The 13,974-nt window shown below is 69.7% G+C and carries 16 protein-coding genes; 9 read left to right on the top strand and 7 right to left on the bottom strand.

The genetic code is table 11. The annotated features are described in order from the left end of the window. Positions 1 to 75 precede the first annotated feature (75 nt). Positions 76 to 1,383 (bottom strand): type II toxin-antitoxin system HipA family toxin, encoded by a 1,308-nt coding sequence (locus R4I43_RS10475; RefSeq protein WP_324265380.1) that lies wholly within the window; start codon positions 1,381 to 1,383, stop codon positions 76 to 78. After that, entirely contained in the window at positions 1,376 to 1,663 is a 288-nt protein-coding gene (locus R4I43_RS10470) for a helix-turn-helix domain-containing protein (protein WP_324265616.1), read from the bottom strand. The genes R4I43_RS10475 and R4I43_RS10470 overlap by 8 nt, the downstream gene beginning before the upstream one ends. 260 nt (positions 1,664 to 1,923) lie before the next feature. On the opposite strand from R4I43_RS10470, the gene R4I43_RS10465 reads away from it, so the two are divergent. Together R4I43_RS10465 and R4I43_RS10460 are read left to right on the top strand one after the other, a co-directional pair. Next, entirely contained in the window at positions 1,924 to 2,718 is a 795-nt protein-coding gene (locus tag R4I43_RS10465) for a thioesterase family protein (RefSeq protein ID WP_324265379.1), read from the top strand. 217 nt (positions 2,719 to 2,935) lie between these two features. Beyond that, positions 2,936 to 3,682, top strand: a complete 747-nt coding sequence (locus R4I43_RS10460; protein ID WP_324265378.1) for a D-Ala-D-Ala carboxypeptidase family metallohydrolase — start codon at positions 2,936 to 2,938, stop codon at positions 3,680 to 3,682. A gap of 564 nt (positions 3,683 to 4,246) precedes the next feature. Here the strand turns inward: R4I43_RS10460 and R4I43_RS10455 are convergent. Together R4I43_RS10455 and R4I43_RS10450 are read right to left on the bottom strand one after the other, a co-directional pair. Further along, complete coding sequence (locus R4I43_RS10455; RefSeq protein WP_324265377.1) at positions 4,247 to 4,462, bottom strand: hypothetical protein; 216 nt, start codon at positions 4,460 to 4,462, stop codon at positions 4,247 to 4,249. A 10-nt stretch (positions 4,463 to 4,472) separates the two neighbouring features. After that, on the bottom strand, positions 4,473 to 4,649 hold the full coding sequence (locus R4I43_RS10450; protein ID WP_324265376.1) for a hypothetical protein: 177 nt from the start codon (positions 4,647 to 4,649) through the stop codon (positions 4,473 to 4,475). 103 nt (positions 4,650 to 4,752) lie between these two features. Here R4I43_RS10450 and R4I43_RS10445 point away from each other — a divergent pair, with 103 nt between their 5' ends. The 3 genes from R4I43_RS10445 to mshB all read left to right on the top strand — a co-directional run bounded on the left by R4I43_RS10445 (position 4,753) and on the right by mshB (position 7,432). Beyond that, complete coding sequence (locus tag R4I43_RS10445) at positions 4,753 to 5,484, top strand: Clp protease N-terminal domain-containing protein (RefSeq protein ID WP_324265375.1); 732 nt, start codon at positions 4,753 to 4,755, stop codon at positions 5,482 to 5,484. Positions 5,485 to 5,548: 64 nt separating this feature from the next. Next, a complete protein-coding gene (locus tag R4I43_RS10440) occupies positions 5,549 to 6,511 on the top strand; it encodes a DUF3048 domain-containing protein (protein WP_324265374.1) in 963 nt (320 codons plus the stop codon). A gap of 78 nt (positions 6,512 to 6,589) precedes the next feature. Continuing rightward, positions 6,590 to 7,432: an N-acetyl-1-D-myo-inositol-2-amino-2-deoxy-alpha-D-glucopyranoside deacetylase gene (gene mshB / locus R4I43_RS10435; RefSeq protein ID WP_324265615.1), complete on the top strand. Its 843-nt coding sequence runs from the start codon at positions 6,590 to 6,592 to the stop codon at positions 7,430 to 7,432. Here the strand turns inward: mshB and R4I43_RS10430 are convergent. Continuing rightward, the gene (locus tag R4I43_RS10430) at positions 7,429 to 8,142 is read right to left on the bottom strand and encodes a maleylpyruvate isomerase family mycothiol-dependent enzyme (protein WP_324265373.1); all 714 of its coding nucleotides are present in this window, start codon (positions 8,140 to 8,142) and stop codon (positions 7,429 to 7,431) included. The two genes, mshB and R4I43_RS10430, sit on opposite strands and share 4 nt — an antisense overlap. A gap of 275 nt (positions 8,143 to 8,417) precedes the next feature. On the opposite strand from R4I43_RS10430, the gene R4I43_RS10425 reads away from it, so the two are divergent. The 3 genes from R4I43_RS10425 to R4I43_RS10415 all read left to right on the top strand — a co-directional run bounded on the left by R4I43_RS10425 (position 8,418) and on the right by R4I43_RS10415 (position 12,096). Further along, positions 8,418 to 9,920, top strand: a complete 1,503-nt coding sequence (locus tag R4I43_RS10425) for an alpha/beta hydrolase (protein WP_324265372.1) — start codon at positions 8,418 to 8,420, stop codon at positions 9,918 to 9,920. A 470-nt stretch (positions 9,921 to 10,390) separates the two neighbouring features. Next, entirely contained in the window at positions 10,391 to 10,972 is a 582-nt protein-coding gene (locus tag R4I43_RS10420) for a TMEM165/GDT1 family protein (protein ID WP_324265371.1), read from the top strand. 77 nt (positions 10,973 to 11,049) lie between these two features. After that, entirely contained in the window at positions 11,050 to 12,096 is a 1,047-nt protein-coding gene (locus R4I43_RS10415; RefSeq protein WP_324265370.1) for a saccharopine dehydrogenase family protein, read from the top strand. A 22-nt stretch (positions 12,097 to 12,118) separates the two neighbouring features. Here the strand turns inward: R4I43_RS10415 and R4I43_RS10410 are convergent, their stop codons facing one another. Both R4I43_RS10410 and R4I43_RS10405 read right to left on the bottom strand, forming a co-directional pair. Continuing rightward, positions 12,119 to 12,652: an HD domain-containing protein gene (locus tag R4I43_RS10410; protein ID WP_324265369.1), complete on the bottom strand. Its 534-nt coding sequence runs from the start codon at positions 12,650 to 12,652 to the stop codon at positions 12,119 to 12,121. After that, a complete protein-coding gene (locus tag R4I43_RS10405) occupies positions 12,649 to 13,200 on the bottom strand; it encodes a VOC family protein (RefSeq protein WP_324265368.1) in 552 nt (183 codons plus the stop codon). Before R4I43_RS10405 ends, R4I43_RS10410 begins: the two co-directional genes overlap by 4 nt. An 82-nt stretch (positions 13,201 to 13,282) precedes the next feature. On the opposite strand from R4I43_RS10405, the gene R4I43_RS10400 reads away from it, so the two are divergent. Next, complete coding sequence (locus R4I43_RS10400) at positions 13,283 to 13,768, top strand: GNAT family N-acetyltransferase (RefSeq protein WP_324265367.1); 486 nt, start codon at positions 13,283 to 13,285, stop codon at positions 13,766 to 13,768. Positions 13,769 to 13,974 lie beyond the last annotated feature (206 nt).

The raw sequence follows: 13,974 nt of genomic DNA, 5'->3' as shown, positions 1-13,974 counted from the left end.
CGGTGGCCGCATCCGGCTGGCGGGCGTGATCGTGAGTTGTCGGTCGACGCAGCCGGCAGTCACATCGGGGCGGGATCAGTCCGAGTCGTCTCGGGGAGAACCGGTGACCGCAGGTGAGTTTCGGCCGGTACGTCGAACGATCCCGTCGGCATGTTTCGAGAGCCTTGGCAAGAGCCGTGCTGACAGTTCTCGCCCCGGGGCACCGAGTGAGGCCAGCTCGTCGCGGAACGCATCGGTGACGGAAGTGGCCATCTCCGTCGCGCGGTGGAGTCGCTCGTCGGCGTCCAGACCCAGCTCGAGGGCGTGGCGGATCCAGTTCTTCTCCAACACCTGCCCGAACTTTCGCCGGCCACCGATCGACAAGGCCGTTCCGGTCAAGTCGTATCCGCCCCCGCGCGGCTGATACGCGAACCCGGTTGCCAGGTCGTACAGCGGCGCGAGTCTCGCGTTTCCGTTCGGTTGGTAGAGCAGTGCGAAGTTCTTCGAGTGCCCGTCAGGCGCCCCCACGATGTAGTTGAACATCACGGCATCCGAGAATCGAGTGACGTCCTGGTGCGGTGCGGACGAATGGCTCCGCAGCATCTGAGCGAGTGCCTGCGTTCGGGGGCCGTTCTGCTCCTCGTACTTGTTCTCGGGAAGGCGGCCCATCGCCTGGCAGAAATCGACCTGATGCAGTCGAAGTACGGACTCGGCTGCGCTGACCCGGTCGAATCGTGTGATGACGATGGCGGGCTCGCCGTTGAAGTCGTGAAGCTCTGTGCTGGCGACCCGCAAACCCAGCCGATGAGCGACGCGCATCGTGGCGTGCTCGAGAACGGCCTGATGGTGCAGTCGCCGAATTCCTGGCTTGACGATGTGCGTTGACGCCCCGGAACCTCGGGGCTCGTGCCATTTGTCGTTGCGCAGCGTCAGCGTGAATTTGTCCTGTGCTCCCGGAAGGCTCCAGTGCTCACCGGGCAGCGTCCACGACGCTCCCTCATCACGCAGCTCGTTCAGGCGCTCGGCGATCATTCGATCCGTCCAGGGGCGGTACTCCGAGCTTCGTTCGGAGATCTGCTTCTCGTCGCCCGGCTTGACGAACTGCACCGCGCCCACGCAGTCCAGACCCATGCTTCCGAGCAGGTCGAAAGCGTCGTTGCCGGTTCCGAGCGTGGCGGCCCAGCCTCGGCGAACTTCTGGTTTTTCGGGTAGTAGCCCTTCGAGATAGGCCTCGATGTGCCCCGAGCGGAAAGGTCCGACTCCGACGGGCAATGTCGGGCTGAGCGACACGCCGCCGCTCTTGCGGTAGTCGTCGCTGTACGTGAACTGGTAACGCCCACCGGCCAGACGCTCGACGATGCCGATCGGTTCGCCGGACAGGTAGACGTGGAGTCGGTCAGCCATCGACGATCCGGTCGAACTCTTCGCGCAGCAGGCGGTCGGTCGGCGACTCGACGATCTCGGTCACCTTCAGCCCGGCGTCGAGGGCTTCCAGGACGCGCATCACGGTCCTCAGCTCGGCGGTCGGGTGACCTTGTTCCAGCTTGACCAGATAGCCACGGGACACGTGGGCTTCAGCGGAGAGCTTCGCTTGCGTCCAGCCGCGTTCCTTGCGCAGTTCGCGCACGACGGCTCCGAGACGTCGAGCGTTGGTCACCTCATAACCCTCAGCCACGAATGTCATCGTACGCGGACATCGCTCGATTGTCATCGCTCGATGACATCACTCCGATGTCATCGAGCGATGACACGTTGCTGGTAGTGCGTCCGAGCGCAGGTATTCACGAGGGTGCGATGGTCCATCAGAACTGCCCGAGCCCGTGCGTGGGAAGCCGGTGGCCGCATCCGGCTGGCGGGCGTGATTCCGGTCCTGTTCGGGGGTCTCGGGTGCGGGTGGTTCCTATTCTGGTGCGGCACATTCCGCTGAACGGGGAGCGCAGTTCGTTGGTCGAGTCGGTTGGGGTCGCGTACTTCGAGCGCATGGGCGAGGGCCGGTACAAGCCGACCGAGCACGTCGGTGGCGCTTGGCGTGCTGATGAGCAGCACTTCAGCACGCTCGGCGGGCTGATCGTGCACGCGATCGAGCGGGCCCGGGCCGCCGAAGGCCGCCCCGGCTTGGTGATGAGCCGGATCAGCTTCGACATCCTCGGGCAGATCGGGCTGGAGGAGTTCGACATCCACGTCGAGACCCTTCGGCCCGGGCGGACCATCGAGCTGACCGAGGCGACCGTGGTCATCGGCGGCCGGGCCGTCGTGCGGGCTCGCGCGTGGCTGCTGGCCGAGGTGGACACCGGGGCCGTCGCAGGTGGCGAGGTCGACGCGTTGCCCCCGCCGGAGCAGCTGGAGCCGTGGTCGATGGACTCGGTGTGGTCTGGTGGCTTCATCGAATCGCTGCGGACGCGCGTCGTCGGCGAACCGCGGCCGGGGCGGACCACCGCGTGGATGTCCACCGGGTACGACCTCGTCGGGGGCGAGGAGGTCAGCCCGCTGGCTTCGTTCGTCGCGCTGATCGACACCGCCAACGGCATCGCCGTGCGCCAGGAGCCCACCAAGTGGATGTTCCCCAACGTCGACCTCACGATCCACCTCCACCGGCAGCCCGAAGGCGAGTGGACCGGGCTGGACACCGAGGTCACCTTCGGCGCCAACGGGCAGGGCCTGACCAGCACCCACCTGCACGACCGGCGGGGTCCGGTGGGACGCGCGGAGCAGATCCTGACCGTCCGCCCGCTGGGCTGAGAACCGCGACGTCGCGCGGGGTTCGCGCTTCCGCGCTAGGGGTTGCTGCGGGGTGCGGTGTGGGCCGCCGGTGCCACGGCGGATCGGCCGTCCGGGCGGCGGAATTCGACCGGGGTGTGGCTTTTTTGGTGAATTCCTGACAACGCGGCGAGTCCGCGGGTTTCTTCCGGGAACATCCGCAGCTGCAGATCATCCCCCGCAGCGAGAGGTGTCCCGCATGAAGACCCGATTAGCCGGTGTCACCGCCGCCCTCGTGGCCGGCGCCGTCGCATCCTTCGTCGCGCCCGCGGCGTCCTCGGCCCCCGCCGCGCCCGCGCCGACCGCCGACGGCTGCTACAGCTGGAGCAAGCCGCTCAGCGAGGGCGCTTCCGGTGACGACGTGCGCAACCTGCAGATCCGGGTGTCCGGTTACCCCGGCAACGGCGGAAAGCTCGCCATCGACGGCGTTTTCGGCCCCGGCACCAAGGACGCGGTCGTCCGGTTCCAGCAGGCCTACGGCCTCCCGGCCGACGGCGTCGCCGGTGAGTCGACCTTCGCCAAGATCTACGAGCTGCAGGACGACGACTGCTCGCCGGCCAACTTCGACTACTCCGAGCTCAACACCTGCAACTCCGACTGGTCCGGCGGCAAGGTCTCTGCCGAGGAGGCCAAGTCCAACGCGCTGGTGACCATGTGGAAGCTGCAGGCCATGCGGCACGCGATGGGCGACGCGCCGATCCAGGTCAACGGCGGGTTCCGCAGCGTCTCGTGCAACGACTCCGTCGGTGGCGCCCCCAACAGCCGCCACCTCTACGGCGACGCCGCCGACCTCGGCGCGGGGTCGCAGGGCTTCTGCGCTCTGGCGCAGCAGGCGCGCGACCACGGCTTCGGCGAAATCCTCGGGCCGGGCTACCCCGGGCACGACGACCACGTCCACCTCGCCGGTGGCGCCGACACCTGGTCCGCGCCGGACTGCGGGATCTGACAGGCGTTTTCACGCTGCGGGCACTCGGTTCAGCCGGGTGCCCGCGCTGCATCGGCAGGTGAACGACAGGTGTTCGCGCGCTGTGCGGCAGGTGTTATCCAGGTGTGGCGGGCATGACGTGTGACGTGACTATCCGTAGTCATCACTAACAACCGCGCGGCGAGTTCTACATAATGGTTGAAGCTTCCACGTCGTCGTCGGAAGCGTTCCGCGGGGAGTCGGCCACCCGGACAGGTGCGCAACGCCGCCCCCGCCATCACCGCGAACTGCCGACCGCGGTTCGCCGCGCCCCGATAGCGGCGAACCGTGCACCACCCCTGCTCTTCCGAGATCTCCTGTCCCCGGCGCGTGCTGCGCGCGGGGAGAGGGGTGCGGGCCGCGCGATGCGGCTCGCCCTGACCGGGCGCGGGCCGAACCCCCAGTCGGACCCCCGGTCAGCGAGGGAGCGAGCCGGGACCCTGTTCCCCCGGGGTCCCGACTCGTGAATCCCCGGATGGGGATTGAGCGGGCCGGACGGAGCGATCCCCCCACCTCCGCTCCGGCCCGTTCACCTGACCTCGGCCGTCACGCCGGGGGGTTGATGCCCCGCAGGTAGCCCTTGCCGGTGCACTGGGGGCACGTCCGCCATTCGGCCATCGTCATGCCGGTCTGCATCTCCTCGGTGGCCTGGATCATGTAGAGGCGCGGCTCGCTGATCTTCTTGAGACCGCCGCAGGTGAAGCACAGGGCGTTGGGGCCGTTGGCCTCGATACCGGTGTTCTCGCCACCCTCGTCCGACATGGGTTGATCCTCACACGGGAGGCCCGCCGCCTCGCTGTCGGCCCGGCGTTTCCCGGCAGTACGGGCAGCGCGCCAGGGCCATCACCGTGGACACCTCGCCGGTGTCGAGCGCCATGAACCGGCGGGCCACCTTGATGTTGCCGGTGCCGCTGCACCCTCGGCACTCCGAGTGCTCTTCCTCCGCCATGCCGCACCTCCGCAGTCGCTCCGACGCTACCGCCGGCGGGCCGACGGGTCGACATCGTCAACTCTTGGTTGACGCTGCATGGGCGTCAACCTATGGTTGACGTATGACCGACAAGAAGCAGATCCCCGCGACCATCCGCCTCGACGACCTCATCGAGGGCATCAAGAAGGCCAACGACGACGCGCTGTCCCAGCTGGAAGGGGCCGTGATCGTCGCCGACCACCTCGGCGAGATCGCCGACCACCTCATCGGTCACTTCGTCGACCAGGCCCGCCGGGCGGGCGCGTCCTGGACCGAGATCGGCCGCAGCATGGGAGTGTCGAAGCAGGCCGCGCAGAAGCGGTTCGTGCCCAAGGCTCCCGATGACGCCGGACTCGATTCCGGCACCGGGTTCAGCAGGTTCACCCCGCGTGCGCGCAACGTCGTCGTGGCCGCGCAGAACGCCGCCCACGAGGCCCGCAACGACGAGATCCGGGTGGAGCACCTCGTGCTCGGCCTGCTCGGCGAACCGGAAGCCGTGGCCGCCAAGGTGATCCAGGCGCAGGGCATCACCCTCGACGCGGTTCGCGAGGCCGCCACCGCGGTGCTGCCCGACGCCGCCGAAGACCTGCCCGCGCTGGTGCCCTTCGACACCGAATCCAAGAAGACCCTGGAGCTCACCTTCCGGGAAGCCCTGCGGCTCGGCCACAACTACGTCGGCACCGAGCACATCCTGCTCGCCCTGCTCGAGCACGAGGACGGTGACGGCGTCCTGTCCGGCCTCGGCGTCGACAAGCGGACGAGCGAATCCCAGATCACCGCCACCATCGAGGAAATCGTGCGTCGGCAACCCTGAAGCTGGGCCGTTCGGCCGCTTGTCCTCGTCCGCCGGCCGGGTGAGGCTACGCGGTGGAGGGGCGATGTGGGTTTTGCGCGTGCTCGGCACCCTGGTGTCGACCGGTCTGCTGGTGGTCGCAGGACTGGCGGTGCAGCCGACCGCGACCGTGTCGTTGCCGATCGTCGATCCGGTGCCGCAGCCCGCACCTGAACCGTCCCCTCCACCGCCACCACCGCCCGGACCACCGGTGCTCGCGGTCAAGGTCGACAACGCTCCGAAGGCGCGCCCGCACACCGGCACCGGTGCCGCCGACATGATCTACGTGGAACCCGTCGAAGCCGGGATCAGCCGACTGATCGGTGTTTTCGCCTCGCGCACCCCACCAGTGGTCGGCCCGGTGCGCAGCGCGCGGCAGACCGACCTGCGGTTGCTGCCCCAGTTCGGCAGGCCCACGCTCGCCTTCTCCGGAGCCGCGCCGGAACTCCTGCCCGAGATCGGGCGCTCCTCGGTCAACAACGCCTCGCAGCAGACGCTGCCCGGCGCGTTCTACCGGGGACCGGGAGTGGCACCGCACAACCTGTTCGCCCGCACCGACCGGTTGCCGCCCGGCGCGGGCTGGTCGCCGGCCGCCCCGCTGGTGTTCGGGCCCGCCCCGGCGGCGGGCGGCGTCCCCACCGGGCACGAGGAGATCGCCTACCGCTTCGCGCGCGTCGGGTTCGACTGGGACGGCGGGCGCTGGCTGGTGTCGATGGACGGCAGGCCCTACGTGACCACCGACAGCGGTCGCGGGGCTGCGAGCACCGTTGTGCTGCAAGAGGTTCCGGTGTTCAGCTCGCCGTTCCAGGACGTCTCCGGCAACGTCTCGCCGTTCGCCGAGACCGTGGGCGGCGGGCGGGCCGTGGTGCTGCGCGACGGGCTGAAGTTCAACGCCTCCTGGAACCGTCCCGCGCCCGAGGCGGGCACGACCTACACCACCGAGGCGGGCGAGCCGATGACGTTCGCCCCCGGGCAGGTGTGGGTGGTGCTCGTGCCGAAGGCACCCTGAGACGGCGAGAAGCACCACATCCCCGGCCTCCGTCGGTCCCAGTCGCTACTCTCGGAACACATGAGCGAACGCCGTCTGCTGCTGGTTCACGCCCACCCCGATGACGAGGCCACCGGGACCGGCGCGACCATGGCCCGCTACAGCGCCGAAGGCGCCACCGTCAGCCTCGTGACCTGCACCAGCGGAGAGCTCGGCGAGGTCATCGCCGACGACCTCGCGCACCTGCGCGGCAAGCCGCAGGAGCTCGGGGAGTACCGGCGCGGCGAGATCGAGCGCGCGCTGGTCGAACTCGGCGACATCCGCCAGCACTGGCTCGGCGGGCCCGGCCGCTTCCACGACAGCGGCATGGCCGGTGAGGACTCCAACAACGCCGAGGGCGCCTTCGCCACCGCCGACCCGGCCGAGGTGACCCGCGCGATCGTCGCCGTGCTGCGCGCCGAGCGCCCGCACGTGGCCGTCACCTACGACGAGAACGGCGGCTACGGCCACCCCGACCACATCGCCGCCCACAAGGCGCTGATGGGCGCGCTCGAACCCGCCGCCGACCCGTCCTACGAGCCGGACCTCGGCCAGGCGTGGGACGTGCCCAAGGTGTACTGGACGGCGATGCCGCGCTCGCTGCTCAAGCGCGCCGTGGAGGAGGGCTTCCTGCCCGAGGACGCCGTCGCCGCCTTCGAACCGAGCACCGTTCCCGACGAGGAGCTGACCACCCAGATCGACGGCCGCGAGTTCCACGCCCACAAGCTCGCGGCCCTGCGCACCTACCGCAGCCAGGTCAACGTCGACGACGACGGTTTCTTCGCCAAGATGGTCAACAGCCCCGAGTTCGGCCGCGAGCACTACCTGCTCGTCCGCGGCAAGAAGGGCCCGGGCGAGGGCCCGTTCGACTGGGAAACCGACCTCTTCGCGGGACTGGACTAGCCGGCTGCGAGGTGGGAGCGGTCGGCCGGGGCCGGGTGCGGGGGCCACGGACCGAGCTCGGGGAGGTCGCCGGAGGGCAGGCGCTGGGGAGGGCGCCCGGCCAGCCACGCCGCCAGATCCTGCGCGCGGCCGGTGATCTCGACGTCGGCCACCGGGCTGATCTCGCCGTCGGCGGACCAGCGGCGGGGACCGTCGGTCTGCCGCAGGGCGACCCCCGCGGGCAGGCGGGGCAGCAGGAATTCGATGGTGTGGTGGCAGAAGTTCTCGGTCCACTCCTGCGGCCCGACGCCCAGATCCAGGTCCACCAGGTGGATCCACACCTCGCGCCAGCGCATGAGCACGATCCCGGCCAGGTCGCCGTTGCGGAAGCGCACCGGGCGTTCCCAGTCGGCGGGGGAGGCGTGCGACCACACGGCTTCCAGCACGCCGATGTGGCGGTTCAGGCCGTCGTGGTGGGAGAAGGCGTTCCCGCCCGACAGGCCCTCGATGATGGCGTCGCGCTCGGCCTGCCCGCCCTCGTAGGCGTCGACGAGCTCGCCGTTCAGCGCGAGCGAGCAGACTCGCGCGAACGCCCGGGCGTTGTCGGTCAGATGTGCCAGCACGTGCCCGCGGGACCAGCCGGGCAGGAGTGAGGGGGCGGCCACCTGCTCATCGGTGAGCGTGGCGGTGAGGCCGAGCAGCCGCCGGTGGCCCTCTGCAACAGCTTTCAACGGAGGCATCACGCGGCGTGATCCTAGGGGTGGATCACCGGTTTGAAACCACCCCGGCCCGATCGGTACCCGAAAGAGGCTACCGGGACGGTTATCAAACCGTGTTGTCGCGAAACAGGATTCGTGCGTTCTGCGGTGTTGAAGATCCTCTTCCGATTGTTCGATCGGCGAAAGATCAATCGATCGAGAAGAGGAGGGTGCGCGTGGCGAAGCGACGCGTGCGATTACGGAGAACGCTTGCCATCGCGGCAAGTGTGCTGGTCACCGGTAGTGCGGTGGTCGCTGGAACGTCGGTGGCGCAGGCATCGCCGGTGGTCTGGGGGGCTTGCGACGAGGCCGCGCTGCAGGAAGTTCCCGTGATCGAGCGGTACTTGTTCAGCTGCGCCCGGTACCCGGTGCCGGTCGACCACGCCGACCCCGCCAAGGGGACCGTCGACGTCGCGATGATGCGGCGGGCCGCGACCGAACCGGCCGAGCGGATCGGCTCGCTGTTCCTCAACCCCGGCGGTCCCGGTGGTGCCGGGTTCGACATGCCGGTCGGCGCCGTGGAGCGCTTCGGCCCGGCCGTGCTGGAGCGCTTCGACATCGTCGGGTTCGACCCGCGCGGCATCGACCGCAGCACCCGGATGCGGTGCTTCGCCAACGCCGAGCAGGCCGAGAAGGTGCTGGGCAGGATGTCGTCGGTGCCGGTCACCGACGAGCAGATCAGTACCACGATGGGGGCCTACGCCGACTACGGCGACGCCTGCGCGAAGAACGCCGGCGAGCTGCAGCGGCACATGAGCACTGCCGACGTGGCCCGCGACCTGGACCTGCTGCGCGCCGGGGTCGGCGACGAGCAGCTCAACTTCGTCGGGTTCTCCTACGGGACGCTGCTGGGGGCTACCTACGTCAACATGTTCCCGGAGCGCAGCCGCGCGATCGTGCTGGACGGCAACGTCGACCCGGCGCTGCGCACCGCCGACGGCGTGCAGTACGACCGGGAGCGGGCGGGCGGTTTCGAGCTCGCGCTGGACGGATTCCTCCAGCGCTGCGCGGCCGAGGCGAGCAAGTGCTCCTTCGGCGAGGGCGACCCGCGGGCGAAGTTCGACGAGATCCGCACCGCGCTGCGACAGGCCCCGATCACGATGCCGGACGGTTCGAAGATCACCCTGGACCAGGTCACCGACGGCGTGAGCAGCGCGCTGTACGACCCGGAGCAGTTCCGTCAGCTGGCCAGCGACCTGCAGGCGCTGCACCTGCAGCTGCACCCGAAGGCCGGGCTGGTCCCGGACCTGCTGCGCGTGCTGCGGCTGCCGTCCGGCAAGCACCGCTTCGACGGCGTCGGTGAGGCCGAGGAGGCCTACGTCGACGACTCGTACTTCGCGGTGAACTGCACCGACAAGCCGATCCCGAAGAAGCCCGGCCTGGTGCCGGCGGTCGCGGCTCAGTGGGAGGCCGAGTCGCCGACCTTCGGGCGCACCCAGGCGTTCAGCGACGTCGCGGGGTGCTCGGAGTGGCCGCCGACCAGCCCTGACGTGCACCGCGGACCGTGGGCGCACCAGGCGGCCAACCCGGTGCTGCTGTTCGGCAACTTTTACGACCCGGCGACCCAGTACGAGTTCTCCCAGCGGATGGAGAAGGAACTGGGCAACGCGCGGCTGGTCAGCGTCGACTCGTTCGGGCACTGCATCCTCGGCGACAGCTCCTGCGCCGACACCCGGGCCGCCGACTACCTGATCAACCTGCGCGTCCCGCAGCCCGGCGAGGTCTGCCAACCGGACCAGCAACCGTTCTGAGGAACCAGACGCGGGCCGTCGCTCCGAGGAGAAGGAGCGATGGCCCGCGTGCTTGGCAGGGGTCGATGCGCCGGTCGCCTCTCGGCGAGTGGCGCGACGCGGCTCCAGCCGGACGGTGTTCCGCGAAGGCAATAGGTGAGGCCCGGGGACACGGTGCGCATCGACCGCCCCGTTCAACGGGGCCCGACCTCCCGTTGTTCCGACCGGAGGGGTGAGCCCGCTCTCATCGCGGCGGCGCATTCGATTTTGCGGGGCGGCGAAAAGCGCCTTTGGTGAAATGGAAATGCGAATTCCTCCGCGCCCCGAGCTTTTTTCATCCCGATCTTCCCGGTAATGTCCTCCGCAGTTGAAGGGGAGTAGTCCGCGAATTCGCGATCGACATGCTGGTTGCGCCGTTCTCGCACCCGGTCGCGAGCCTTGCGTTCGAGGTGGGCGAGACCTTCGGGATTCTTGGAAGGTGGGTTCACATCGTGCTGGGCAGCATTGCGCTGAGTTCCGCAGCAATTTTCGTCGCCGAACTCGGGGACAAGTCGCAATTGATGGCGATGACGTTCGCCACTCGATACCGGTGGTGGCAGGTGCTGCTCGGCATCACCGTCGCCACCACTGCCGTGCACGCGATTTCGGTGGCGCTGGGATTCGGGCTCGGCGAGCTGCTGCCGACCGAGTGGCTCGCGCTGATCGCCGGCATCGCGTTCCTGTTCTTCGCGGCCTGGACGCTGCGCGGCGACCACCTCACCGAGGAGGAGCGGCAGAAGGCCAACCGCACCTACGGGTCGGCCGTGCTCGTGGTGACGCTGGCGTTCTTCCTCGCCGAGCTCGGCGACAAGACGATGCTCGCCACCGTCACCCTCGCCACCCACCACGACTGGCTGGGCACCTGGATCGGCTCGACGGTCGGCATGGTGCTGGCCGACGCGCTGGCCATCGGCGCCGGGATGCTGCTCGGGCGGCACTTGCCGGAGAAGGTCATCCGCTACGGCGCCACCGCGCTGTTCGTCGTCTTCGGCGGCTGGCTGATCATCGACTCGGTGATCGCGCTGAACGGGTGATCACCGACGCGCCGGGCAACCCGTGACCGCGCTGCGCGGTGTTCGTTAGCGGGGGTGAGCACGGCGGAGGGAACGCGATGACCTGGATGATCTACGGCGCGAACGGTTTCACCGGTCGGCTGGTGGCCGATCTGGCGGTGGAGCGCGGCGAACGCCCGGTGGTCGCCGGTCGCGACCCGGGCAAGGTGGCCGCGTTCGCCGCCCCGCGCGGGCTGGAGTCGCGGATCTTCGACCTGTCCGAGCCCGCCCGGGTCGCCGAGATGCTGCACGACGTCGACGTGGTCGCGCACTGCGCCGGACCGTTCTCGGCGACGTCGGCGCCGATGGTGGAGGCCTGCCTGCGGTCGGGGACCCACTACCTGGACATCACCGGTGAGATCGACGTCTTCGAATCGATCTTCGCCCGGCACCAGGAGGCCCGTGACGCGGGAGTGGTGCTGCTGCCCGGTTCCGGCTTCGACGTGGTCCCCACCGACTGCCTCGCCGCCCTGGTCGCCGCCGAACTGCCCGGCGCGACCAGCCTCGACCTGGCCTTCCAGGCGGGCGGGCAGATCAGTCCAGGCACGCTCAAGAGCGCGCTGGAGGGCGCCGCGCTCGGCGGGCGCGCCCGCGTCGGCGGAGAGCTGCGCACCGTTCCGCTGGCGTGGCGGCGCCGCGAGGTGGCCTTCCCGTCCGGACCGCGCCAGGTGACCTCGCTGCCCTGGGGCGATGTGGCCACGGCCTACCGCAGCACCGGCATCGGGACCATCACGACCTTCACCCGCCTGCCGCTGCCGGAGGTCGGCGACGGGCTCTCGAAGCTGGGCCAGAAGGTGCTGGGATCCGCCCCGGTCCAGCGCGCGGGCAAGGCCGCGATCGGCGCCTTCGTCAAGGGGCCGGGACGCGCGACCCGCCAGCACAGCTGGGTCGAGGTCTACGCCGAGGCCACCGACGACGGCGGCCGCTCGGTCTCGGCGGCCCTGATCGGCCCGGACACCTACGACATGACCGCCGACTCGGTGCTGCGCGCGGTCAACGCCCTCGCAGCCGAGACCCCGGAACCGGGCGCCCACACGCCGTCCACGGCCTTCGGCCCCGACTTCATCCGCCGCCTGCACGGGGTCAAGATCATCGAACCGGCCTGAGCCCGCAGGGCGACGACGTTCGTCAGAGCCCCAACAGCGAGCGCATCTGCGCGTACTTCCGGGTCAAGCGCTCCCGCGTCGCCTCGTCGAGCACCGACAGGCGCCCTGGATCGGCGTTGTGCGCGAGGTCGGATTCCTTGACCAACCGAGCACCCGGCGTCGCCAGGATCCGCTCGGCGTAGTCCGCGGCTGATTCCCCCGGCCGCTTGGTCAGCGCGAGGACGATGTCCTTCGTGCGCTGCGACAGGGCGGCTCGGCGGAGCCACTGCTCGGACAGCGCGTCGTCCTCGACGGAATCGTGCAGCCACGCCGCTGCCACCTGCTCGTCCGAACCACCTCGTGCTCGAACCCCGTCGGCCACCGCGGCGAGGTGCTCGGCGTACGGGCGCCCGGCCTTGTCCGCCTGCGCCGCGTGCGCCTGCCTGGCCGCCTCCTCGACCTCGGCCAGCGACATCACCGGCTGATCACTTCCCTGCGACATCATCGCTCCGTCTTCGATCGGCGGCATGACCTCGACGAGTTTCTCCTGGCGGCCCGGTGTTCGGCGTCGCGTCACGCGGGCAACGGGCGCAGCATCCCCGGCTTGGGGTCGTCGTTGTGCAGGAACTCCAGGTGAGGGCCTTCGCCCGAGAGCGGGCGGAGGGAGGCGAACTCGGCTTGTTCGGCGACGATGTCGTAGTCGAGTTCCTCGGCCCAGGCTCGCGCCTGCTCGCGGGGATCGGTGCTGTCGACGACGACCGCGGCGAGCGGGCCGGTGTAGGCGTAGGCCTTGCGGGGTTCGAGGACGCACAGCTCGTTGTCCTCGATGTCGCTCATGACCACCCACGGCACCTCGGTGCTCTGGCCGATGTCGGCGAACCGGGCGCCGTGGTTGAACAGGCGTTCCACGATGTGGTTCTGATCCCCGTGCGACTCGCTGCGCAGGTCCAGGTGCACGTCGTTCTGGCCGCTCTTGCGGCTGGTCGCGGCCACGAACCGCAGCGGGACCCCAGGGCCGTCGGGTCGCACCTCGGTTCCGGCCACGACGGTCCAGCCGAGCACCCCCGCCCACCACGTCGCCAGGCGCTCCGGTTCCTGCGCGGCGAATTCCACCACCAACGGCATACCGGGAAGCTACCCGAAACGGACGAAACGGCACCCCGGGAAAACGCTGGCACCGGTACGGCCGATCGTCGAGGCTGGGGGCATGGAGATCAGGGAGGCCGAGGCGGCCGACTGGGCCGGGATCTGGCCGTTCATGCGACGGATCGTGGCGGCGGGCGAAACCTTCTCGTGGGAGCGGGACCTCGACGAGCAGCGCGCCAGGGAGAGGTGGTTCCCGGCGCCACCGGGGCGGACCGTGGTGGCCGTGGAGGGTGATCGGGTGCTCGGCACCGCGATCTCCGCACCGAACAGGGAGGGCCCGGGGGCGCACGTGGCGACCGCGAGCTTCATGGTCGACCCGGACGCCGGTGGGCGCGGAGTCGGCCGTGCGCTGGGACGGCACGTGCTCGACCGCGCCGAGGCCGACGGCTTCCGGGCGATGCAGTTCAACGCCGTCGTCCAGACCAACACCCGAGCCGTCGAGCTCTGGAAGTCCCTCGGCATGGAGATCGTCGCGACGCTGCCCGAGGCCTTCCACCACCCGACGCGGGGCCACGTCGGCCTCCACGTGATGTACCGCCTCTTCTGAACCCCGACCGGGGGACAGGATTCCAATTTCGCGCGAAATTCGAGCCCAGAACTTTGGAGTCGAATTTCGCGCGAAATTGGAATGTTCCCCTGCGGTCGGGTGTGTTTGTGCGGGCCATCGAGGGTGGGCGGGTCCGCTTGTCGAATTTCGCGCGAATTTCGACGGGCCCAGGGGGGGTGGGGGGGAGTGGGCCGGGCGGGGGGCGG

It is taken from the genome of Saccharopolyspora mangrovi, assembly GCF_035320975.1.
Lineage (GTDB): Bacteria > Actinomycetota > Actinomycetes > Mycobacteriales > Pseudonocardiaceae > Saccharopolyspora > Saccharopolyspora mangrovi.
Note: the sequence above shows the minus strand (reverse complement) of the source record. Positions and strands in the feature narration are given on the sequence as shown.

Excerpts from the sequence above, each read along its gene's own strand:
- R4I43_RS10400 (WP_324265367.1), top strand. The coding sequence starts at position 13,283 with ATGGAGATCAGGGAGGCCGAGGCGGCCGACTGGGCCGGGATCTGGCCG.
- R4I43_RS10460 (WP_324265378.1), top strand. The coding sequence starts at position 2,936 with ATGAAGACCCGATTAGCCGGTGTCACCGCCGCCCTCGTGGCCGGCGCC.
- R4I43_RS10445 (WP_324265375.1), top strand. The coding sequence starts at position 4,753 with ATGACCGACAAGAAGCAGATCCCCGCGACCATCCGCCTCGACGACCTC.
- R4I43_RS10470 (WP_324265616.1), bottom strand. The coding sequence starts at position 1,663 with ATGACATTCGTGGCTGAGGGTTATGAGGTGACCAACGCTCGACGTCTC.
- R4I43_RS10455 (WP_324265377.1), bottom strand. The coding sequence starts at position 4,462 with ATGTCGGACGAGGGTGGCGAGAACACCGGTATCGAGGCCAACGGCCCC.
- R4I43_RS10440 (WP_324265374.1), top strand. The coding sequence starts at position 5,549 with ATGTGGGTTTTGCGCGTGCTCGGCACCCTGGTGTCGACCGGTCTGCTG.
- R4I43_RS10415 (WP_324265370.1), top strand. The coding sequence starts at position 11,050 with ATGACCTGGATGATCTACGGCGCGAACGGTTTCACCGGTCGGCTGGTG.
- R4I43_RS10405 (WP_324265368.1), bottom strand. The coding sequence starts at position 13,200 with ATGCCGTTGGTGGTGGAATTCGCCGCGCAGGAACCGGAGCGCCTGGCG.
- R4I43_RS10475 (WP_324265380.1), bottom strand. The coding sequence starts at position 1,383 with ATGGCTGACCGACTCCACGTCTACCTGTCCGGCGAACCGATCGGCATC.
- R4I43_RS10450 (WP_324265376.1), bottom strand. The coding sequence starts at position 4,649 with ATGGCGGAGGAAGAGCACTCGGAGTGCCGAGGGTGCAGCGGCACCGGC.